The sequence below is a fragment of the Parapedobacter pyrenivorans genome, assembly GCF_014636865.1.
Taxonomy (GTDB): domain Bacteria; phylum Bacteroidota; class Bacteroidia; order Sphingobacteriales; family Sphingobacteriaceae; genus Parapedobacter; species Parapedobacter pyrenivorans.
Window position 1 is genome coordinate 1723300 of sequence record NZ_BMER01000001.1, and the last position, 24112, is coordinate 1747411.

The window sequence follows — 24112 nt, forward strand, 5'->3', positions numbered from 1 at the left end:
GTCGCTTGGCTTACCACCAGTATGTCAGTATCAGCAAATAAGCTGTAATTGAACACACTAAGAAGCCGCTGTTTTTTAATGCCAGCGCGAAGGTCAGTGCCACAAGAACGGCAGTAAGGGCAATGAGGTGCCAGAGACTAATCCAACTATTAGTGGAATAGGCATAGATGACGTGTACCGCACAGAAGTTGAGTACGAAGAGTGCCGCAGGTACGAGGTAACGCTCGATGACTTGGGATTTCTGCGTCCTTTTTTTCATTTTCGTGCCAATATTGCCCGGCGTTTCCGCCGATAGCTACCCATGAGATACTTTGCGAGTGCATAACCAACGAAGGCCGCTAATAATACATTGATAATGATACCGGCTACCAAGGAAGCTTCTGCATAGCCGATAAATAAACTGATCTGGGCAATGCCGACTAAAAAAAGGAGAATAAGCACACTGTATGCGAAAGCGATTTTCCCAGGAGCAGCTTTATTGGCCTTTTTCTTTTTCTTTCGGCAGAGGAAGACGATAAATCCACTGAGCGACAGAAATCCACTGGTCAACCCAAGCAGCGCATACAATGCCTTAAGCATCAGTCCGCCGAAATCGCCGAAGTGCAGGGCCTCCTGTACGTAATAAAACTTGTGACCAAAGGGTTGTTCGCGGACATCATATTTGAAAACCGCTGTATGGTCTGTTTTAGACAGTACCAACGTATTGATATCACGTTCATAGATCGACCCTGGGATATTACCTCTTACCATTACGGTGCCCGATCCGTTGGTAGAAGGAGTAATGTACCGCGGCTGCAATTCGGGAAATTCCTTTTCGGTTGCGTTGAGGATACCTTGCCAATCAACGGTCAATGCGCGGTCATTGGCTGGTTCCAACACGATAGCGGCTTTATAGGGATTAGGTGTCGTGATATCAAGCCATCGCATCAGCCAGGGTTGTAACCCCAGCCATGCTCCGGTCAGCGCGATGACCAAATTGAAAGCGAGCGCGCTGATGCCCAAAAGCTTGTGCCAATCGGCCATGTGGATGCGCATGTTCACACTTTTTCTGAGGTTGGGCCAAGCCTGTCTTTTCATGAAGTTGCCGTAAATGAGCAATCCAGTAAGGGCCACCACAGCGAGGGCGATTCCTCCAATGCCCACCAACTGACGGCCCCAATACCCCTCATAGAGCCTAACATGCATTTGACGCAGGTAATTCGCTAGCGAATTTTGGTGATCGCGTTGCCCTATAATGTAATCGCTACCCGCATCGATGAAAAAGTCATAGCGTTTCAGGTCGCCACCCTCAGGACGGATTATCAGGTCGACTTTAACGGCTTGGCCTGGGTGGTCCGGTAGGCTGATCGCCAGGGAGCTGTAATCTGGATACCGGCGAACGAGTGAATCGATCGACTTGCTGAATTGCGGCATTCCGGTTGGCGATGTCGTGGAAACGGCATCGTAATGATGTTTTAGGATGAGCGCGTCAATTTCCGGAATGAAAACGGCAACGGCACCGGTAAGGCTGAGTACGCCGATGAGGATACCCGTGTAGACACCCACCCAATGGTGAAGCCGCCAGAAAAATTTCTTGCCGTTTTCAGCCTTATCGCCCCGTTTTGACATCCACCGTTGTCTAAAATGTATAACCTACACCAACCAAGAAATTGCGTGGCGTGCCGGGGAACAACCGGTTGAAATCATAGCCACCTACCCAATGGGTTTTATTGAATATGTTGTTCAGGTTGGCAGATAGCCTGAACTTGTCAATCGTATAATACAGTGCAGCATCGGCAACGGTATACGACGGCAAGGTAAGTACTTCACTGAATGTGGTCCTGGTACTGACGTAATTTGCGCCAGCCCCGATGCCAATCCCATTCAATGCCGGGATGGTGAATGTGTATTTTGCCCAAATGCCACCTTGATGTTTGGGAGCGTTTGGAAGTATATTGCCCACTTCATCGGCATTGTCACTTTCTGTAATCATCGTTTCATTGATGGCGAAATTGGCCGTGACACTGAGGTTGGGGAGTAGTTGGCCGTAGACATCCAACTCCACGCCCCGCGAACGCTGTTGCCCGAGTTGGCGCAGGCGATCGGGATTTCCAGGATCGTTGGCATTGATGAGGATATTATTCTGCTCGATATGGTAAATCGCCGTATTGATGGCCAGTTGCTTATTTAGGAACTCCATTTTTGCCCCGCCTTCATACATCGTGCTGGTAAGCGGATCGAATGGGCCGCCAAACCGGTCCGGATCGCCAACGGTTCCAGCCCCTTGTGGCTGATACCCTTGGGCGTAGGTAACGTACAGGCTTATCGGTTCGATAGGTGTATATACCAAGCCAAAGCGCGGGATGAATGCCTGCTGTTGGACCTCCTCTTCATTTTCCTTTTGGTAGTTTAGGATATCGGTGTAGAATTCCTGCCTAACGGCCAGCAGTGCCTGTATGGGGCCCCAGGTGATTTGATCTTGTACGTATACACCGTTGACGAAGTATTTGGTTACCGCCTGCGCGCTGGAAACGTTGAAGTATCCAGATATTTCGGAGATGGAATAGTCCGGATTGGTGAGGTCAAAATGCGGAACGTTTGGTACCGGGCGATTACCTTGGATGAGGTAAAGGTCTCGGTTTTCCGGGTCATAGCTGTTAATTGCACCGGTATTGGACGCATTGCGGTATCCCCTGGCATTGTAGTTGGAACCGCCAACGGGCGATACGTTCTGGATGTAGTCATAACCAACCAGCAATTTATGTGTCAAAGGTCCCGTGGTGAAATCGTTGACGAGGTACAGCGTGATGTTATCGTTGTAATTCTTTCGTTTTCGACGGATAGTCTGCATCTCCATTTGCGTAGGGATTTCCGCTCCATCGGCGTCTACAGCGTATTGATTGGACGTGCGGTGCTCCAGCAGATCTTCATCATACAGGAATTTCATGTATGATGCATTGAATGAGATACGGTCCGTAAATTTGTGCTGTAAGGATGCCGTTGTATACAAACTGAGCTCATTGGCATAGTCATTCTCTTTACCGATAGCGAATGAAATCGGCGTGGAATAAAGGTCTGTACCTGCGGTTGCTCCGAAGATGGGTTGCCCGCGGTCAAGTCTTGATTTGGTCTTGGAATACACAAAGTCGACATTGACCTGTGTGCGGTCCGTAGGGATAAACGAGATGGACGGCGCGATGACCATGTCTTCTCCACCCTGTAATACACGGAAGGATTGCCCATTTTGGTAGGCTAGATTAAGGCGGTATAGGAGCGTTTTTTCGTTGTTCATCGGTCCGGTAAAGTCGCCTGTCATCCGGTATGTATTGTAACTGCCAGTTGCAAAGCTAACCGATTTCCGATCGACATCGAGTGGCTTTTTGGTAACCGTATTTACCGTTCCGCCTGGATCTGTGTTCGCGAATAATGCCGAGGCGGGGCCTTTGATCACTTCTATTCGCTCCACGTTGGGCAGCAATGATTGAGACCAGCTGTTCGTCGCGTCGCGCAAACCGTTAATCAAGGCATTGCCGGCCCTGAAGCCACGTAGGGTAAAATCATTGTTGTAAAAGGAGAATACATTTACACCGCTGATGTTTTTCAGTACATCGCTGGTTTTGAAGGCCTGTTGATCGTCGATGACCTCCTTGGTTACATAACTAATGGCTTGCGGAACAAACTTGATAGGAGTTTCGGTCTTGGTCCCCGAAAATGAGGATGTATTCTTATAAGTTTGCTCTTTCCGGCCAATGATCTCTACCGCCTGCAACTGGTTTTGGGAAGAGGACAGCGCCACGGAAAGGCGCTCACTAGTGGGTGATGGTAAGGAAATCTGCAGGCGAGATGACTCATAGCCAAGGTAGGAAAACGTCAGCGTATATTGGCCATTGGCTAGGCCTTCAAAAGAAAACCGACCATTTTCATCGGTTACACGGCCGTTGGGTATGCCCAATATCCGGACAGTAACACCGGGTAAAGGCTGTTGATTGACGGCGGAAATCACGTGCCCCGAGAGCGAAGTACCTTGGCTATAGCCATATTGACAGGTAGCGGCAAACAATATAATGAGGAGCGAAGTAAACACATTCTTCATACTTATTTGGACTTAGTTTAAATAACGTGCAATTTTAAAGCAAATAATCAGTATATTCAAACTTTTTTTCAAAGAAAAATGGGTTTAATGCAATTCACCGTGCATAATTGGTGTCGGAAAAGTGGCAACAAAGAAAAAGTCGAAAAGTAGAAGATTGAATCGGGGGTGCATTTGTGGGTAGGCGACGATATACTGTATGAGGTAGCCCAGACCGCCGCGGGAATTGGGCAAAAGCAAAAAAAGTATGCAAAAAACCGATTATAGCTGTCCGGTTAATCCTTTGTTAAGCTTTTTTTAATACAGTAAGCTATTTTAGCGCTTAATTATAAACTTAAAATATGTTTGCTACTAGATTTCAAGCGGTATCTTTTTATTGGTCTGTTTTGTGTCAGCAACTCGTTGGTGACATCGGGGCCGGTTTTGTGCAAATACTACAGGTAAGACTACCAGAACGTAACACTAAATAAGGCAACTAAAACTAAACGATGATGATAATCAAGAAATTCGCTGCTGTCGCGGCGCTGTCTTTATTTATTTGCACGGCCACTTTTGCACAGGTGAAAGTGGCTTGTGTCGGGGCCAGCATCACGGAGGGATACGGCATTGATAATCCGACCGAAAGGGCCTATCCCGGGCAATTGCAAGCGCTGTTGGGCCGACGGTACCAGATCGCAAACTTCGGTGTCGGTGGGACTACCCTGCTGCGTAGCGGTGACTCACCCTATTGGGATACCCCAGCGTATCAGGATGCCTTGAAATTCAATCCGGATATCGTATTCATTGATTTGGGAGGCAACGATGCTAAAGCAGTGAATCGAGCTCATTATAGTGAAATCATCCGCGATTGCCAGGCTATGGTGCAGTCGTTCCAGGCCTTACCGTCGACGCCTAGGGTAATTCTTTTACTTCCATTTAAATCGTTTGAAACTGATACCAACCAAATATGGGATAAGGTCATCGTTAACGAGATCGCTCCACGTATGCGGCAGGCGGCGGCCGAAGAAGGCATTGAAGTGCTCGATATGCATGCGCTCCTGATCGATCAGCCGGCATTGTATATCGATAAGATCCATCCCGGTGAAAAAGCGGCCGGTATGATCGCTCGACGCCTGGCGGAACAGATTAACCAGGAATTCGATACGAAATATGATGTGTTCAAACAACTTGACAGACCCTTCACATCGGGCTCTTTTTATGGTTACGCTGAAGCAAGTTTTACATTGAATGGCCGTGAATGCAAGGTCGTGAAACCTAAGCGTGTAGCCAACGACCGGCCCTGGGTTTGGCGTGCTCGTTTCTGGGGGCATGAACCGCAAGCGGATATTGCGCTGTTGGAACGGGGCTATCACATCGCTTATTGCGATGCGGCAGAAATGTTGGGCAATGAAACGGCTATTTCGTTGTGGAATATGTTCCATGAGATACTTTACAACGCCGGTCTGAATCGCAAGGCGCTTTTCGAAGGGATGAGCCGAGGAGGTGTATATGCATTGAATTGGGCGGCGGCCAATCCGGACAAGGTTGCGGGTGTATACGTAGACAATCCACTGCTCGATATGCGGGCCTATGCGTTACTGAAAAAGGGCATGGCTGATGGCATCCGGCAAGCATACGGCTTAGCGACTGATGAAGCCGTAGCGGGTTTTATGGGAAGCCCTATGGATAGAATCACGGATATCGTGCGTGGCAGCTATCCAATACTGATCCTTTGCGCAGATGCAGATGAGGCGGTAGACCCCCAAACGCAAACGCTTGCTTTTGAAAAGAAAGTGAAGGCTGCGGGTGGTGATATCACGGTTATCATGAAACCTGGATTCAAGCATCATCCCCATGCTTTCCCCAATCCTGCACCTATTGTTGATTTTATGTTGAAGGCTACGGCAGCAACTTCCGTTGCCAGTTCACGTACCGGAGATATCCGTGCGGAATGGGTAGATCGGACACGTTTTTCAAGCGAGGGTAACCGGCCGGCGGGGAATAACGTACTCTGGTATAAGCAATCGGCACGCGTATGGGAAGAAGCATTGCCGATCGGGAACGGCCAATTGGGAGCCATGGTATTTGGCGGGGTAGCCGATGAGCGGATCCAGCTCAATGAAAGTTCACTTTGGGATGGCTATGCGTTGGACCCAAACAATCCGGAATCACTGAAAACACTGCCCGAGGTCCGAAAATTACTTTTTGAAAATAAAAACAACGAGGCCGTAAAGATCGCTGAGCAGACGATGATGGGCCGTCCGCGCGGCGTGAAACCCTATCAATCGCTGGGTGAACTCTGGTTTGATACCCCCCATCTCGCGGTAACGGACTATACACGGAGCCTCGATCTGGCTACGGGTATTGTCACGGTACGGTATCGTCACAACGGCATTTGGTATACCCGCGAAATCTTTGCTTCTGCAGATCATCAAGCCATTATCGTGCGGTTTACCCCCGGGAAAGGGGGTAAGATTACCGGTTCGTTTACGTTGCGACGTCAACAGGACGCCGTGGTGGAGCGGCACCCCACAGATGCCCAGTCGTTGCTGTTGAAAGGCAGACTACCCATCAAAGACGCCAACGGCAATGCCCGTGGTATTCGGTTTGCCGCACAGTTAAAGGCGGTGACAGCTGGGGGTCGTGTCGCTTTTCATGACGATGTGATGGCTGTGACAGATGCCGATACGCTGACATTATATATCGCCGGGGCAACCAACCACCCAGGTCTTGAGCATATTTCCGATATACACGACTTTTCCGGAGTTCCGGAAGATACCTGCGCCGCGACCATCGCGCGTGCGATGCGTCAGCTCTATGAAGTGGTGAAAACGGCCCAGATTCGGGAGCATCAACAATACTATGGTCGCACAGCGCTTGAACTGGCGGTTTCAGACGAAAAAGGTAAGACGCTGGCCACAGACGAACTATTGGATGATGCAAGGAAAACAGGTCAGCTTCATCCCTCGCTGGTAGAAACGTACTTTCAATACGGGCGATACCTGTTGATTGCCAGTTCGAGGCCCGGTACGATGCCTGCCAATTTGCAGGGATTGTGGGCATGGCAGATGAATCCGCCTTGGAATGCGGATTATCATACCAATATCAACCTCCAGATGAATTACTGGCCGACGGAAATCGCCAACTTACCGGAAATGCATTTGCCCTTGTTCGACTTGACGGAGGCATTGGTAACGCCAGGCGAGCGCACAGCCAATGTATTATATGGAGCAGATGGCTGGGTAGTACACCACCTAACCGACGCTTGGGGATTTACGGCGCCTGCGGATGGGCCGCAAGGCATCTGGCCAATGGGGGCTGCATGGTTGGCACAACATCCATGGGAACACTATTGCTACACGTTGGACACGGCTTTCCTGCGACAGCGTGCTTATCCATTGATGAAAGGGGCAGCAACGTTTATCCTCGATTTCCTGGTTGAAGCTCCAGCGGGCACACCGGTGGCCGGAAAATTAGTGACGAACCCTTCTTATTCGCCGGAGAATGCCTTTTTCCTGCCGAATGGTGAACAGTCGGTGTTTACCTACGGCGCAACAATGGACTTGGAGATCATTCATGACCTACTAACAAACTGCATTGCGGCAACTAAGATATTAGGCATCGACAAAGATTTTAGGGAGGTGTGTTTGAAAACGCTTTCCCAGTTGGCGCCTATCCGGATCAGCGAAACAACCGGCCGGATAATGGAATGGGTAGAAGATTACAAGGAGGTAGAGCCGCACCATCGGCATACTTCCCATTTGTTTGCGCTTCACCCCGGCAACCAAATATCCGTGACCGGTACGCCTGAGCTTGCGGAAGCCGCCAGAAAAACCTTGATTGCACGTGGAGATGACGGTACCGGCTGGGGATTGGCCTGGAAGATCAATATGTGGAATCGTTTGCACAATGGTGACCATGCTTATAAACTGTTGGGGGTGTTATTGCGGGAGAAGACCTTGCCCAATTTGTTCGATAACCATCCTCCCTTCCAGATCGACGGGAATTTCGGTGCTACCGCCGCCATTGCGGAGATGCTTGTGCAAAGTCATGTGCCGCTTAAGGGAAATCGCTTCGAAGTGCACTTGTTGCCTTCGTTACCTACAGACCTGGCCAATGGATCGGTAAAAGGATTGCGTGCGCGGGGAGGTTTTGCGATCGACCTTTCGTGGGAAAATGGAACGTTGAAGGAGGCCCGGATTTTTGCGGAAAAAGGCGGGAAGCTGACACTGCGGCTCGGCGGCAGGGTGGTCAACTTTAAAACCAAGAAAGGTGAAACATTGGAATTGAACGGTAGTTTGAAGCGTATCTGAGCATCGATACATAATTGCCAATTTTTTTGGATTTGTTTAAATTAATAGCATATGAAGACGAAAAAAATGATGGGTGTATTGGCCATGTTATGCATCGCAGGGCAAGTACTTTTTGCCAGTGATGCATATGCCCAAAAAAGCAAAATTCTGGTTTTCTGCAAGACCGCAGGATTTCATCACAATTCCATTGAGCAGGGAATCCGAGCCATTCAGGAGTTGGGTTTGGCGAATGGAGTCAGCGTAGACAGTACGGTTAATGCAACCAAATTTAATGATGCAACACTAAAGCAATACGATGCGGTGGTTTTTTTAAGCACAACGGGTGACGTGCTGGACGATGCTCAACAGCAAGCTTTTGAGCGGTACATTCAAGCCGGCGGTGGGTTTGTGGGTGTTCATGCCGCAACCGATTGCGAATATGACTGGCCTTGGTTCGGCAAATTGGTAGGGGCATATTTTGCAGGTCATCCGGCACCGCAGGAAGCATTGTTGGAAGTGATCAACCGGGATTTTCCGGCCACCAAGCCATTGCCGTCACAATGGAAACGGAAGGATGAGTGGTATCGGTTCAGGAAGCGGCCGGAGGGTGTTGAGGTGTTGATCAACCTAGACGAAGAAAGCTATGACGCCGGCGAGCAGGGTATGGGGAATCCGCATCCGATTTCATGGTATCATGAATACGATGGCGGGAGATCCTTTTACACCGGACTTGGGCATACGGAGGAATCCTTTTCCGAACCGCTTTTCCTGCAGCACTTGTGGGGAGGTATCACCTATGCGATGGGGAAGTAATTGACTAACTAAGAAATTTAAAAGCGCAGATAACTAAAATCAAACAGATGATTAAACAGTATGTAATTGGGTTGATAGGAGCACTTTCGGTTGCAGGACTTTCGATGTCATGTAACGGGCCGATTAAGTCGCTCAAACGGGACGAAAACGGAAAAGTTATCGTCGATACATTGCCATCGCCGTCGTACCTGTCGCCGGAGGAAAGCATGGCGCAGATTTACTTACAGCCCGGGTACCGGCTGGAGTTGGTGGCAAGCGAGCCGATGATCCATGAGCCTGTTGCGATTGCATGGGATGCCAATGGGCGGATGTTTGTTGCGGAGATGAATACGTACATGCAGGACGTAAACGGTACCGGCGAAATGCAGCCGGTATGCTCCATCAAACGGTTGGAGGACACGGACGGAGACGGGAAGATGGATAAGGCGGTAGTCTTTATCGATAGTTTAGTACTGCCCCGGATGATTCTCCCATTGGATGACCGGCTTTTGGTGGCGGAGACGTTCGATAACAGCATCTATAGTTACCGCGATAGTGATGGCGATGGAGTGGCCGATGAGCGGGAAAAGGTTTTCGTCAATGATCGGCAGAATACCAACAACCTCGAACACCAACGAAGTGGCCTGGTTTGGAATTTGGACAACCGGATTTACCTGACCGTCGAAAACGTACGTTACCGTTACGAACAAGGTAAGCTGGTTGCTGAAGAGCTGGAAGAAAGCCCCGGTGGACAATGGGGGCTGGCCAACGACGATTACGGCCGGTTATTTTACTCCGCCGCCGGGGCCGAGATCCCGGCACTGGGTTTTCAGCAGAATCCCTATTATGGCCGGCTCGATTTCAACGATCAGTATGATGACGAGTTCAAGGCCGTATGGCCGGTGATTTCCACACCCGACGTGCAGGGTGGGCTGAACAGGCTTCGCCCGGATAGCACGTTGAATCACTTTACGGCATGTACCGGGCAGTCGATTTTCCGGGGAACATCGTTGCCTGAAGATATGGTGGGAGACCTGTTGATCTGTGAACCGGTGGGAAGATTGATCAGGCGGGCAAAAGTAGCCAATAATGGGGGTAAAATCTCGTTAACGAATGCATACGATCACGAAGAGTTCATTGCATCGTCTGACATGAACTTCAGGCCTGTAAATACACAAACCGGTCCCGACGGCAATCTCTACATCGTGGATATGTACCGGGGGATTATTCAGGAAAGCGAATGGACAAAAGAAGGAAGTTTCCTGCGGCCTAAAATTGTGGAGCGCGGACTAGACAAAAATATTGGCCGTGGCCGGATTTACCGACTGGTTTATGATGGAATGAAGCCAGACACAACCCGTCCAAAAATGCTGGACGAAACTCCGGCCCGGCTTGTTCAATACCTGCAGCATCCGAATGGTTGGTGGCGTGATAATGCACAGAAATTGTTGGTACTGCGCGGGGACACCAGCGTCGGAGATGCACTTCGAAAATTGGTCGCATCGTCGCCCGCACAGCTGGCACGTATCCATGCGTTATGGACATTGGATGGTTTGGGAATATTGAATCGGGCAACACTTGAAGCCGCGTTGGGTGATAAGGATGCCAAAGTTCGCAAGAATGCCGTATGGGTAGCTGATGGGGCTGCATGGGAAAACGATGCCGCGTTGTTCGATGCCTTGTACCCGTTGAAAGACGATCCGGATCCGGAAGTACGTTTTCAATTGGGACTTAATATGCGATTTGATGACTCCACCCCTGTCAAAGGACTCATCGATGAACTCCTAAAAACGTATCCGAATGATCTATTCGCATTATCGCAGCAACGGTATACAGACCGGTTGGTTGAACGGGCTAAAGCAGCAAAAGAAGCAGCATTGCTCGCCATTGAAGACCAGAAACGGGTTAAACAAGGAGCGGTCATCTATAAGGAGTTTTGTGCATCGTGCCATGGGGCAGATGGCAAGGGGCTGAGTATCGGCGGTGGCGCAGCAGCTGCGCCCACACTTGCGGGCAATGCCGATGTAAACGGAGATCCGAACAAACTCATCAAAATTCTATTGCACGGACTCACCGGACCGATCGATGGGAAGACGTATACCAATATGATGCCGGCGGTAGGTTCCAATGATGATGAATATATCGCTGCTGTGCTGAGTTATATCCGGAATGACCTGGGCAATAAGGCACCTGCCGTACGACCGGGTAGGGTAAAACGGGTCCGCGAAGAAACAGCGGGTCGGACCCAACCGTGGACAAAAGAAGAACTCGACAACAACTAAAAGGAAGCGCATGAAGGCAACCTTCACGCTGTTATTCAGTGTAGTTTCTTTTTTTCGTGTAAGGGATAAAAATGTGTCAGATACGTATAAGTATATCGGATCTGCCCGGTTAAACGGCAGGAAATTGAAAAGACCTTTTCTCTCACATGCTGATATCATGAATGGGGGGATGTTAGAGTTAGCGATGACCGACCGACCAACGAGGTAGTTCAGCGGTATCTAGCCTCATATCCTTGGGGTAGCAACGGATGGGGTCCGATAGACATGCCTCCGTTTGACAATTTGGCGTACATCCATTGCAGATATTGGCAAGTTTATCGATATTTGGAAGGCGAACGTAATCGCTGATTGATATCCATAATGCATCCGCTGGTTTAAGGCGTCTGTTGGCTATCGGTGAACTGCAATCTATAAATCTATGTGGGCATTGAAATCGTGGGCTTTTGTTTTTTGTGTAATTGGGTGTATTCTGGGAAGTATCGCTATACTTCCCTTAGCTGTTAATGCCCAATACGGATTAGGTTTTGCCGGCCATGAAGCCGTTTTAGACCAACGGACTGGGTTGGACTTAAGCAGCGGTGAGCAAATCTGTTTTGGCGACGACATGGAGTTATCATTTGAACTCTCATTCATGCCTAACCGCACCGATTATTTTGGCTATGTTGTAAGGATTATCGCTGATGACAAGACCAATATTGATTTAATCTATGATCGTCTTGATAATGTAGAAAAGCACTTCAGAATCGTGCTTGGCGATAAATTTTCCAATATTGCTTTTAACATTGATTCCAATAAGCTTTTCAAAGAGTGGGTGCGCATTGCCATCAAGTTGGATGCACAGTCAGATTTATTAACGGTAACATGTGGTGATAGCGTGTATACCGGAAAACTGACTATCGGCACATATCGTTGTTTAAAAGTGCTCTTTGGGTATAACGACTACAAAACATTTAAAACCACCGATGTGCCTGCGATGAAGATACGGAATGTCCAGGTCTGGAAAGGGAAGCGCTTGGCGCGCCACTGGCCGTTGGACGAAGAAGAAGGCACGGAAGTAACTGATGTCCTAGAGGGAATGACCGCTTCGGCGATCAATCCGCAATGGATTAAACGATCCCATTATGAATGGGGATTGCTTCAGGATGTCAGGATCGGCGGGCGTGCCAGCACGGCATTCGATCCCCAAACAGAAAGTGTATTCGTCGTGGGGCGGGATTCGCTATTGCGTATCCATGTCCCGACGGGTGAGCGCAGTGTTTTCAAGTATGAATCGGGTCCGTTGCTATTGATCAATGGAAGCCAATCTTATTTTGATACGTTAACTAATCAATTACTGAATATATGTATCGACCAGCAAACGGTTTCGGTTTTTGATTTTACATCGCTGAGTTGGTCAAAGAACTTTACCTATCCAGGGGAGGGCACCAGCTACCTTCATTTTAACAAATTTCACTCACCGATTGATAGTAGTTTGTACTTTATCGGGGGATATGGGCATTTCCTCTTCAAAAATGAGATTCATCGGTATGGGTCAAATGGGCAATGGGATCTCCTTACAGCTGGCGGAGATCCGCTGATTCCCCGATACCTCGCCGCTTTGGGGTCGACTCCAAACGGTGCCTATATTTTGGGGGGATACGGAAGTGTTTCCGGCCAGCAAATGCTTAATCCAAGGCATATTTACGACCTGGTTTTCTTTGATGTTAAAGACAAAAAGCTGTCAAAAGTCTATGAGTTTGACCCGGGGGAAGAAGGGATTGCGTGGGCCAATTCATTGATTATAGACGAGAAAAGCAACCAATTTTATGGCCTGGTATTCCCGAAAAACAGGTATCATTCGAGTTTACAGTTGGTTGCGGGCTCGTTAACCAAGCCTGGCTTAACCGAGCTGGCAGCCCCTATTCCCTATTTCTTCTATGATATCCAATCATTCGCTGATCTCTTTTATTGCCCAGGTAGTAAGCGATTTGCGACAGCAACATTATACTATAACGAGCAAAACGAAATCACTACAGCTAAGATTTATGCGTTATCCAGTCCGCCGCTTCCTTACGATGCGACGCATGAGTCACAAGGGGAAACACGGAAAGCATGGCATTTGTTGTACCTAGGTTTGGGCGCAGCAGCGCTCATAGGCATATTCGCTTTCCTAAGGAAAAGAAATTTGAAGAAAAAGCACGTGGTCTCAGCCAGCTCTCGGTCAGCAGCGGGGCAAAAGGAAGATCGGACACGTCATCCGATTGTGCTCGAACAACAGCCAGATAAGCGCAGTATCTTTCTTTTTGGTGGGGATTTGCAGCTTTTTGATTTAGAAGGAGCGGATATGACTCGCAGTTTCACGCCACTTATTAAAGAAGTATTTTTGGTTATATTGCTCCATACGCTCCGGCGGGGCAGGGGCATCAGCTCAGAAAAGCTGACCGAACAGTTTTGGTTTGATAAATCTGCCGAGAGCGCTCGCAATAACCGCTCCGTCAATATTGCTAAAATCAACACCATATTAGAACGACTGGGAAGTGCAAAGGTCTCTAAGGAGACGGGCTATTGGAAGTTTCAAGCAGATAATGATATTTACATCGACTATGAAAACTACCTATCCATCGTGACCAACAAGGATATGTTGGATAAAGAGCGCATTCAAGAATTGTCAGCCATTGTGCAACGAGGCGGATTCCTCTCGGAGACAGACTACGAGTGGCTCGATTCGTTCAAGGCGGAAGTTTCCATCCAAGTGATCAATACGTATATGCGTTTTGCGGAAAATGTTCAGGTTGCTGAAGATCCGGAATTCATGGTGGAGCTAGCCAATTATATTTTCGACTTTGATCCCGTTCACGAAGAGGCTATGACCATCAAATGCAAAGCCTTAGCACACATGGGTAATCATTCGCTGGCTACGCAGACATTTGAAAATTTCTGTAACGAATACCGCCAGATTTATGGCGAAGCGTTCGGAAAAGACTACAAAACGATCCTCTCCTAGACTCTTTCGATTATTTAGTTACGTAATTTTTTTGGCTTACAGTGAGGTTTTTGGGTGGTGTTTTGCCGCCTAATCCTTGTTGTTAAGCTTTTGTTAATGCTTTGTTAGCGGGTTGGCGTTAGTCTTGGAGAAGTTTTGCGGAGGGGATCGCATTACACCAATTTCAAAACCATTAACCAATATGGAATCAAAAAACAAAGAAACATTAGCTAACCGCCGTGATATGCTCAAGATGCTGGGCTTAGGGTCCGCGGCCGGAATGTTTGGTCTTCTTGGCGGTACCTCTACCGCTAAAGCCCAAGTGGGCGATCGGGAAAAACCTCAGTATGCGCGGGGTACTGCGCCTGTTACCATTACTAACGTTCGCGCAATCACGACGGCGCCGGGTGGAAACAACCTGGTCATCGTCAAAGTAGAAACTTCCGAACCGGGACTGTATGGTCTTGGATGCGCCACGTATACCCAACGGGCAGCGGTTGTGGTTCCGGCTATCAATACCTACCTGAATGAATTTTGCCAGGGACGGGACGTCGACAATATCGAAGATATGTGGCAAGCGGCCTATGTGAGTTCGTATTGGCGCAATGGCCCTGTGTTAAATAATGCGCTCTCCGGCTTAGATCAGGCATTGTGGGACATCAAGGGAAAGCGGGCAAATGTGCCGGTACATCAACTGTTGGGCGGCAAAACCCGCTTTGCAATCGACACCTATGCGCACGCCAGCGGACGCGATTTCGAAGAAGTATGTGAGAACGTAGGCCGGTATATTGAACGCGGATTCAGACACATCCGCATTCAGCAGGGCGGATACGGCGGTGTCGGGTTGAATAAAGATTTTGTTCCGGATTTTCAACAGGCAGGTTACGGAAAGACAAGCGATGAGTTCATGGATCAACGGACCTATCTGAAGAATGTGCCAAAGATGTTTGAGGCGGTAAGAAAGCGTTTTGGTGAAGACATCCAGTTGTTGCACGATGTGCATGAGCGGGTTGACCCCATGGATGCGATCAATATGATCAAGCGATTGGAAGAATACCGTCCCTTTTTCATCGAAGATCCGTTCTCGCCTGAGAACATGGGGTGGTTCAGAAAATTACGCGCCGCCACGACCGTCCCCATTGCAATGGGCGAACTATTTAATAACATCAATGAGTTCAGGGATTATATGGTGGATCAGCTCTTCGATTATATCCGGATCCATATTTCCCAGATCGGAGGCATCACACCAGCCATGAAAGTTGCCCGGCTCGGTGAATGGTTTAATGTCCGCACGGCATGGCACGGCCCGGGCGATACATCGCCCGTGGGTCACGCAGCGAATAACAACATCAATATTGCGGTTTGGAACTTCGGCATCCAGGAATCGCAATTTTTTAACGAGCGCGTACACGAAGTATTTCCAGGTACCCCCACAATAGAGAACGGCTATTTCAAAGTGAACGAAACGCCGGGCTTGGGTATTGATATCAACGAAAAGGAAGCGGCCAAATACCCGATCGGCACACGATCGAAATGGACGATCCGGAAGTATGATGGAACCATTATCCGACCATAAATTCGTTTCCTTGTGATCAGAGCGAGCCTTTTCAGATACTTATTAATAGCGGCTTCCGCGCAGATGGCGTGCACAGCGCCTGATACCTATTCGTACAAAGCTGGCGCCGACTGGCCGGTTTACGGGGGTAACAAAGCCGGGAACCGCTATTCACCGCTGACTCAGATTAATGCCGACAACGTTCATGAGTTGGAGGTTGCCTGGATGTTCAATGCTGCGGAGGAAACCGAGCCCGGCAAGCAGCCCAGGGCCATGCAAATCCAGTGTCAGCCCATTGTGGTCGATGGTGTCTTATACGGTACCACGCCGGCCTTAAAGCTGTTCGCATTGAACGCAGCCACGGGTGAGCTGATTTGGAAATTTACGCCGCCGGAAACCAGGATTCATGTAAGCCGCGGGATAACCTACTGGGAAGCGGATGAAGACAAGCGGATTTTGTATACAGTAGGGCCCAGTTTGTATGCCATAGACGCCGTGAGCGGGAAGCCGGTGCTGCATTTTGGTGAGCAAGGTGTGGCCAACCTGCATGAAGGTATTGCCGCCGGATTGGCAACGGATGTCTCCAGGTTGTCCATCAATGCCACTAGTCCGGGCGTCATTATGGACGACGTGTACATCGTCGGTTCTGCCACTTCCGAAGCAGGCAATGCAGCTCCGGGCCATATTCGCGCATTTGATGTGAAAACCGGTCAGTTAAAATGGGTATTCCATACCATCCCGCATCCCGGTGAACCAGGCTATGAAACATGGCCGGATAGCGCCTACCTGAAGATCGGTGCCGCCAACAGTTGGGCGGGGCTTGTGGTGGATGAAGCACGGGAGCTGGTGTTTTTCGGTACGGGGTCGCCGGCGTCCGATTTTTACGGCGGCGAACGCGAAGGAGCGAATCTGTTCGCAAACTGTGTGGTGGCGCTTCATGCCAGAACGGGTGCCCTCGCTTGGCACTATCAGGTCATCCAGCACGATTTGTGGGATCGCGATATTTCCTGCCAGCCTAATTTGGTCACCGTAAATCACAGTGGAAAGCGGGTGGACGCGGTAGCACAAGCTACAAAAGACGGACTGTTATACCTGTTGGACAGGGAGACCGGTGAGTCGTTGTTTCCTGTTGAGGAAAGACCTGTGCCCATCGACGGGCTGCCCGGAGAGCATCCTTATCCAACGCAAAAATTCCCACTTAAGCCCATGCCTTTTTCCCGGCAAGTGTTTACTGAAGGAGACATCTCGGATATCTCGCCCGAGTCATACGCCTATATCAAAGAACAATACCTGAATTACCGATCCGATCATAAATTCGCACCGCCGAGCGTATCCGGAACGCTTTTGTTCGGGTATAGCGGCGGCGCGGAGTGGGGCGGTACTGCGGCAGATCCGGAAGGCGTGTTGTATGTCAATGCAAATGACGAACCCTGGATTCTTCAGATGATCGATACTGCCTCATTGAATAAAGAAACGGCAGCACTGTCGAGGGGCCATGCGCTGTATGCGATGAACTGCGCCGCTTGCCACGGGAGCGACCGTAAAGGTAACGGATTGGAGTTTCCGGGTCTGACAGATATTGGCAACCGCATGTCTCCGGCTCAATTGAAACAAGTGGTGTCGGCTGGCACCGGGCGGATGCCTTCCTTCCAGCATTTGGCCGAAAGCGATCGGGAAGCGATTGTACAATATGTGCTGAATCCTCGTGCGGCATCGCCGCAGTCTGCCGGCAACCGGCGGCCAGCGGAGCGGAGCGGAGAACGTCAGCCCTCATTTGGGTTTAAACCACAGTATGTCAAAAAAGTGTGGGAGCGGTTGACAGACGAGGCGGGCTACCCGGGTGTGAAGCCACCTTGGGGAACGTTAAATGCTATCGATCTGAATACCGGCGAATACCGGTGGCGTGTGCCGCTCGGAGAATTCCCGGAGCTGACAGCGAAAGGCGTGCCCATCACGGGTACAGAGAACTACGGCGGCCCCATTGTTACGGCAGGCGGGTTGGTGTTTATTGCGGCCACGCGCGACGAGAAAATTCGTGCATTCGATAAGAATTCCGGGAAAGTATTATGGGAAAATCAGTTGCCGGCGGGCGGATTTGCCACGCCGATTACCTATGAGATTGCCGGTAAGCAGTATGTAGTAATCGCAGCAGGCGGCGCGCGGGGAGCCAAACTTGGCGGGAACTATGTGGCCTTCGCACTTAAGCAATGATAGGATATGAAGAAAGAACTAAGCTTTCTGTTTTTAGTAGTTGGCGTGCTTTCGATTGCCAAAGCCGGCGACCGACCGTTTCCGAGCGTCAAGATCGCCAATGGAGTAGTCCAAGCAACGCTGTATCTTCCGGACACCAGCGTCGGCTTTTACCGCGGAACCCGATTTGATTGGTCCGGCGTTATACCTGAGCTCGTCTACGAAGGTCATCAGTACCATGGCGAATGGTTTACGGAACACGATCCGCTGGGGCATGACGGCATTGTGGGTCCGGTGGAGGAATTTACGCCATTGGGGTTTGAGCAGGCGGCAATAGGCGATGCATTCGTGAAAATCGGTGTGGGAAGCCTGGTCAAACCCGACGAGAAGCCCTATGCCTTTCACCGACGGTATGCGTTTTCCGATCGGGGGCGCTGGCAGGTGAAGGCCGGGAAGCAACAGGTGGATTTTACCCACGTGCTAAACACGGCCGGCTATGCCTACGTGTACAAAAAAACGGTTCAATTACCAGACGGAGCCGCCAAGATGGTGCTAACGCATTCCTTGGAAAATACCGGCGAGAAAGTGATTGAGACCCGCGTGTACAACCATAATTTTTTTGTGATCGACAAGGAGCCCACCGGTCCGGGCTATCGTATTACGTTACCCGGTGATACGTTGCATCCGATTGGCGCCAAGGGGTTAAATGATATTGCCCGCTTGGAGGGCAACGAACTTATTTTTCTTCGCACCCTGAAGCGCGGCGAGCAAGCGTATTTTGCAGACCTCGGCGGCGGGCAACCCGTCGACTATGACATTACAGTACGCAACGTAAAAAGCGGAGCCGGCGTTAGAATCACGGGCGACCGACCCATTTCCAAGATGGTATTCTGGTCGTCGCCCACAACGGTCTGTCCGGAGCCTTATCTAGATGTCCGGGTAGCACCCGGAGAAACCTATCGTTGGACGATTGCCTACGAATATCATCGCAATACTCAATAAATCTAATAATATACGATGAAGAGAACAATGATTGTATTAACGGTTGTAACCATGGCTATGGGTTGCAATACCCCCAACAAAGCAGTGGTTTCGGAAGCAGACGTTACCGCAGCGGTTGAATCCTTCCGCGAGGTGATGCTGAATCCGGATCAGTCCGCATTTGAGGCGCTTTTTCACGAGGCGTTGACGTATGGGCATTCCAACGGATTGGTGGAGTCCCAAGAAACATGTATTGCATCGATGGTGAGCGGCAAGTTTAAGTTCACCGGTTTAACTTTTTCCCAGCAGACCATCGATATCGTAGGCAATACGGCCATCGTGAGGCATGAGTTAGTCGGCCAAACGCATGATGCAGACAAGGAGCCGGGCGAAGTGCACCTGAAGGTGATGATGGTATGGGTACAAGATAGCGGAAAATTGCGATTGGTCGCTCGGCAGGCGGTAAAAATTAATTCATAAGCATTTTTAGGATGAATACCTTAGCACCCTCCCGTTGGTATCGGATTATCCCGATTGTTTTCATTACCTATAGCCTTGCGTACCTCGATCGGGCCAACTTCGGTTTTGCCGCTGCAGGCGGCATGGCCGAAGACCTGGGTATTACCCCGGGTATGTCGTCGCTGCTGGGCTCGCTTTTTTTTCTGGGTTATTTTTTCTTTCAGATTCCCGGAGCACATTATGCCGCGCATAGAAGCGCAAAGAAGCTCATTTTTTGGTCGCTGATCCTTTGGGGCGGATTCGCAACCGCCACGGGTATGGTGAACAACGTAACCGCCCTGGTGGTCATTCGTTTTATGCTGGGCGTCGTAGAAAGTGCGGTCATGCCGGCGATGCTGATTTTGCTGAGCCAATGGTTTACCAAAGGGGAGCGTTCGCGGGCAAACACCTTTCTGATTTTGGGCAATCCGGCAACCGTGCTTTGGATGTCGGTGCTCTCCGGCTACCTGATTGACTCGATGGGGTGGCGTTGGATGTTTATCATACAAGGCCTCCCGGCGATTCTATGGGCCGTCATCTGGTGGAAGATGATCGACGAGAAGCCCACGGATGCAAGTTGGTTGACCGAGCCGGAACGCGATGCCATCGAAGCGCAGTTAAAGGAAGAACAGCAAGGAATAAAGGCGGTAAAAAACTACGCCGAAGCGTTCCGCTCGAAGACCGTGATTTTACTGTGCCTACAATACCTGCTCTGGAGCGTAGGGCTCTATGGTTTTGTCATGTGGCTGCCCTCCATTATTAATTCCGTACCCGATATGGATATCGTTACAACGGGGTGGCTTTCATCGGTACCGTATCTGTTGGCCATTGTGTCGATGCTGGCAGCTTCGTATTACGCAGATAAGACATTGAACCGGAAGCTATTTATATGGCCGTTTTTGCTGGTGGGCGCGGTGGCATTCTACCTGTCTTACCTGGTAGGTACGGACAATTTCTGGCTATCATTTAGCTTGTTGGTTATCGCAGGCGGCGCAATGTATGCCCCCTACGGTCCGTTTTTCGCGGTCATCACCGAAATCCTACCGCGCAATGTGGCGGGAGGTGCGCTGGGCTTAATAAACAGTATGGGTGCGTTGGGTTCATTCGGCGGCGCATACGTGGTGGGCTACTTAAATGGCCATACCGGTGGTTTCGGTGCGTCTTACATCCTGATGGCGGCTTCCTTGCTCTTTTCGGCTATCTTAACGATGGTGGTCGTCAAACAGCCAAGTAATAAGACCGCTTAATAGTTAACTAGTGAATTAACCAATTTTAAACTAACATGGCAATCATGCAAAAGGCTCCTTTTTTGGGAGCTGCCCTTTTATCAGTATGTTGGGGGTGTCAGACAACGAACGACACCCGGTATAAAGAATGGAGTGATTACGGTGGAGGCCCCGATCATTCCAAATACGTGGATTACAAGCAAATTACCCGTGAAAATGTCAATCAGCTGGAGGTAGCATTTGTTTATCCGAGCGGCGATAATGTGAATTACCGTTTCAATCCGATTGTCGTTGACGGGGTCATGTACGTGCTGGCGAAGAACAACTCGCTGGTAGCCATCAATGCCGCCACCGGCGAAGAGTTGTGGATCCACGCCAACCTGCGTGGAATTATACAGCGGGGGGTGAACTTCTGGCAGAGCAAAGACAAGAAGGAAAAGCGGTTGCTGATCTGCCTGAATAATACCTTACAGGCCATCGATGCAAACACCGGGCAATCCATTACTACCTTTGGGAATGGAGGGTATGTAGATCTCAAACAAGGGCTCGACCGCGATCCGGCTACATTTGGCCGGGCCACGTCCACTACTCCGGGTAAGGTGTTTGACGACTTGATTATCCTTGGCTCTGCGCCCGGCGAAAATCTTTTTTCGGGACCTGGCCACTTACGTGCGTACAACGTCATTTCCGGCGAACTGGAATGGGTATTCCATACCATTCCGCATCCCGGCGAGTATGGGTACGATACCTGGCCCGAAGAAGCCTATAAATATGTAGGCGGCACCAACACATGGGGTGAAATTTCGGTCGATGAAGACCGTGGTATCGCGTATTTTCCCTTAGGATCACCTACTTACGACTATGACGGGGCAGACCGCGCCGGCAGTAACTTGTTTGGAAATTGCATCCTCGCATTGGATGCACGCACCGGCAAGCGGCTTTGGCATTTACAGACCGTTCATCACGATATCTGGGATTATGACCTTGCCGCAGCGCCGCAGCTCATTACGGTAAACCACGAGGGTAAAAAAGTTGATGCAGTGGCGGTTGCCTCCAAGCATGGATTTCTCTTTGTGTTCGACCGGGTAACGGGCGAACCGCTTTGGCCAATCGAAGAGCGGCCGGTTCCCGCCAGTGATATGCCGAACGAAGAGGCGTGGCCTACGCAGCCATTCCCTACCGTAGTACCGCCCTTTAATCGTCAACTGGTCAGCGAAGACGACATCAATCCCTATTTTTCGGCCGAGGAGAAGGAAAAATGGACCGCACGGGTTGCGGCCGCAAAAAAGGGCCTTTTTCACCCGCTTTCCGACCAGTATGAGGTCGTAACCAATCCCGGAGCGGTGGGTGGCGCAAACTATGGGAATACTGCGGCCGACCCTCAGAACGGGATTGTGTATGTGCAGACCCAAGAGCTTGTAGACTTTTACAGTCTCAAAAAGCGCGAACCCGCACCCCAACGGGGCGGCTTCGGCGGCGGCCGGAACCCCGGGGTATCGCCCGAGCGCATTGCCCAGGGTAAGGCCCTGTACGCGCAGCACTGCATCGCTTGCCACGGTGAGAACCGGGCGGGCATCGATGGGTTGGGTACCACGTTGGTGAACCTAAGCACTAAAGTTAATAGCGAAGCCTTCAAGAGCATCTTGGCAGTGGGTAAGGGGCGCATGCCGGGATTTCCCCACCTGAATGAAACGGATGTCGCAGCAATTTACGCTTACCTTACACCAGAGGCGCAGCGGGGAGGAGGAAATCGGGGCGGCGATGCACCCGAGTTGCCAGAAGGCCCGGTGGTAGCCTCCGGTGGCGTCGCGGTCGATCTGCCCGCATCGGGTGGCCAGCGCATGACCGACTACCCCAGCACCTATACCGGACCGCGATCTGAGTACGTCGAAACCAATAACTGGGGGCTCGGCGTGCCCAATTTATTGACGCCTCCCTGGTCGCTTATCGTTGCCTATGATTTGAACGAAGGGAAAATCAAATGGAAAATTCCACTGGGGAATGACGATAGCATACCCGGTAGCGAAAACCTGAGCATGCCCAACGGGTCACAAGGAAAAGGGATGGTGGTTACATCAACAGGCCTATTGTTTTCCACCTGTTTGGACGGCCGCGTTTACGCTTATAATACAGATGATGGCCAGATGGTCTGGTCGGCCGATTTAGGCAGGAACAATCCCGGTGGGCTTCCGGCCATGTATGAGGTAGATGGTAGGCAGTACTTGGTCGTCTGTTCGGTAGGCAGTTTGAAAGACAAGTCGAAAGCCGAGTCTGATGTGCCCAAAGGATATGTAGTCTATGCCTTGCCGAAGAGGTAACGCAGTATATATAAAAAATTGAGAACACTGATTATAAAATACTATGGATAGAAAAGCATTTATTTTTCGGGCCGGTGGCATTGTCTTGTCGGCGTGGGTATCACCCGCATTGGCTAAGGTTGGATTACCCAAGTCGGGGATGGATCGTATTGCCCTGGGCACACTGCTCTTCAGGTATCGATTCCAACGGACAAAACCCAAGCAATGGGATGTAATCAAAGACGAATTGACCTTATTGGATGTCCCAGAACATCATCGTGATAAATTTGGCATTCGCAAGATCGAATTCTGGAACGAACATTTTGAGTCGTTGGAACTGGATTACCTGGGGAAACTGCGTGATAAAATCAAGTCGGCCAAGGCGGAACTGCTGAACATACAGATCGACCGGATTTCCTATAACCTGGCCGCTACCGACGAAGGCGAACGCCAGCGGAGCCTGGCAGACGTGAAGCAGTGGATGGATGCCGCATCCTTTCTCGGGTCGAAGTGCGTACGGATAAACCCCGGTGCACCAAGTGGTTCCGTCGAAAAAAGCATCGAATCACTCACGGAGCTGAATCGCTATGCAAAACAGAAAAAGCTGACCATCATTACTGCCAATCATTTCGGCATCGAAATGGATGCCGACAAACACGTGCAGATTGTTCGGGGATCGGGGGTTTATACGGAGCCCGACTTCGGCAATTACATACCCCAATACAGCACGGAGGTCATGATGGAATCGCTTGCTAAGATTCTGCCTTATGCCCATGTAGTTTCGGCTAAAATGGTCGACTTCAACGACCAGATGGAGCATGTCTCGTACGATTTTGATCGGTGTATCCAATTAGCTGAAAACGCGGGGTTCAGAGGCACCTATGTTATTGCTCAATGGAGCGGCAAATTTCAGGACATCGATTACGACAACGTAGCCAGGTGGGGAATCGACCATGTGAGGAATCATATCAAATAATGGGGGATTGGTA

General features: G+C 50.1%; 15 protein-coding genes. 12 read left to right on the forward strand and 3 right to left on the reverse strand.

All coding sequences use genetic code 11. The features are described from left to right. Positions 1–10: 10 nt before the first annotated feature. Genes IEV98_RS06775 through IEV98_RS06785 form a run of 3 tightly spaced genes read right to left on the reverse strand, consistent with a single transcriptional unit; the run spans position 11 to position 4072 of the window. Entirely contained in the window at positions 11–259 is a 249-nt protein-coding gene (locus tag IEV98_RS06775) for a hypothetical protein (protein ID WP_188505117.1), read from the reverse strand. Then, positions 256–1608, reverse strand: coding sequence for a PepSY-associated TM helix domain-containing protein (locus IEV98_RS06780; RefSeq protein ID WP_188505118.1), 1353 nt, complete (start codon positions 1606–1608; stop codon positions 256–258). Before IEV98_RS06780 ends, IEV98_RS06775 begins: the two co-directional genes overlap by 4 nt. Before the next feature lie 10 nt (positions 1609–1618). Then, positions 1619–4072, reverse strand: coding sequence for a TonB-dependent receptor (locus IEV98_RS06785; protein WP_188505119.1), 2454 nt, complete (start codon positions 4070–4072; stop codon positions 1619–1621). A gap of 485 nt (positions 4073–4557) precedes the next feature. On the opposite strand from IEV98_RS06785, the gene IEV98_RS06790 reads away from it, so the two are divergent. The 12 genes from IEV98_RS06790 (at position 4558) to IEV98_RS06845 (ending at position 24099) form a co-directional block, all read left to right on the forward strand. Continuing rightward, complete coding sequence (locus IEV98_RS06790) at positions 4558–8361, forward strand: glycosyl hydrolase family 95 catalytic domain-containing protein (RefSeq protein ID WP_188505120.1); 3804 nt, start codon at positions 4558–4560, stop codon at positions 8359–8361. A 51-nt stretch (positions 8362–8412) separates the two neighbouring features. Continuing rightward, entirely contained in the window at positions 8413–9153 is a 741-nt protein-coding gene (locus tag IEV98_RS06795) for a ThuA domain-containing protein (RefSeq protein ID WP_188505121.1), read from the forward strand. 47 nt (positions 9154–9200) lie between these two features. Next, positions 9201–11414: a DUF7133 domain-containing protein gene (locus IEV98_RS06800; protein WP_188505122.1), complete on the forward strand. Its 2214-nt coding sequence runs from the start codon at positions 9201–9203 to the stop codon at positions 11412–11414. A 10-nt stretch (positions 11415–11424) separates the two neighbouring features. Beyond that, a complete protein-coding gene (locus IEV98_RS06805; protein WP_188505123.1) occupies positions 11425–11622 on the forward strand; it encodes a glycoside hydrolase domain-containing protein in 198 nt (65 codons plus the stop codon). Positions 11623–11832: 210 nt separating this feature from the next. Next, positions 11833–14397 (forward strand): galactose oxidase, encoded by a 2565-nt coding sequence (locus IEV98_RS06810; protein ID WP_188505124.1) that lies wholly within the window; start codon positions 11833–11835, stop codon positions 14395–14397. A 181-nt stretch (positions 14398–14578) separates the two neighbouring features. After that, positions 14579–15952, forward strand: a complete 1374-nt coding sequence (locus IEV98_RS06815; RefSeq protein WP_229738609.1) for an enolase C-terminal domain-like protein — start codon at positions 14579–14581, stop codon at positions 15950–15952. Positions 15953–15964: 12 nt separating this feature from the next. Next, entirely contained in the window at positions 15965–18142 is a 2178-nt protein-coding gene (locus IEV98_RS06820; RefSeq protein ID WP_229738610.1) for an outer membrane protein assembly factor BamB family protein, read from the forward strand. Between the two features lie 6 nt (positions 18143–18148). Beyond that, the gene (locus tag IEV98_RS06825; protein WP_188505125.1) at positions 18149–19123 is read left to right on the forward strand and encodes a hypothetical protein; all 975 of its coding nucleotides are present in this window, start codon (positions 18149–18151) and stop codon (positions 19121–19123) included. 15 nt (positions 19124–19138) lie between these two features. Then, positions 19139–19582, forward strand: a complete 444-nt coding sequence (locus IEV98_RS06830; protein ID WP_188505126.1) for a nuclear transport factor 2 family protein — start codon at positions 19139–19141, stop codon at positions 19580–19582. Between the two features lie 11 nt (positions 19583–19593). Then, on the forward strand, positions 19594–20847 hold the full coding sequence (locus IEV98_RS06835; protein ID WP_188505127.1) for an MFS transporter: 1254 nt from the start codon (positions 19594–19596) through the stop codon (positions 20845–20847). A 44-nt stretch (positions 20848–20891) separates the two neighbouring features. Further along, positions 20892–23144 (forward strand): outer membrane protein assembly factor BamB family protein, encoded by a 2253-nt coding sequence (locus IEV98_RS06840; RefSeq protein WP_229738611.1) that lies wholly within the window; start codon positions 20892–20894, stop codon positions 23142–23144. A 43-nt stretch (positions 23145–23187) separates the two neighbouring features. Next, the gene (locus tag IEV98_RS06845) at positions 23188–24099 is read left to right on the forward strand and encodes a sugar phosphate isomerase/epimerase family protein (protein WP_188505129.1); all 912 of its coding nucleotides are present in this window, start codon (positions 23188–23190) and stop codon (positions 24097–24099) included. Positions 24100–24112 lie beyond the last annotated feature (13 nt).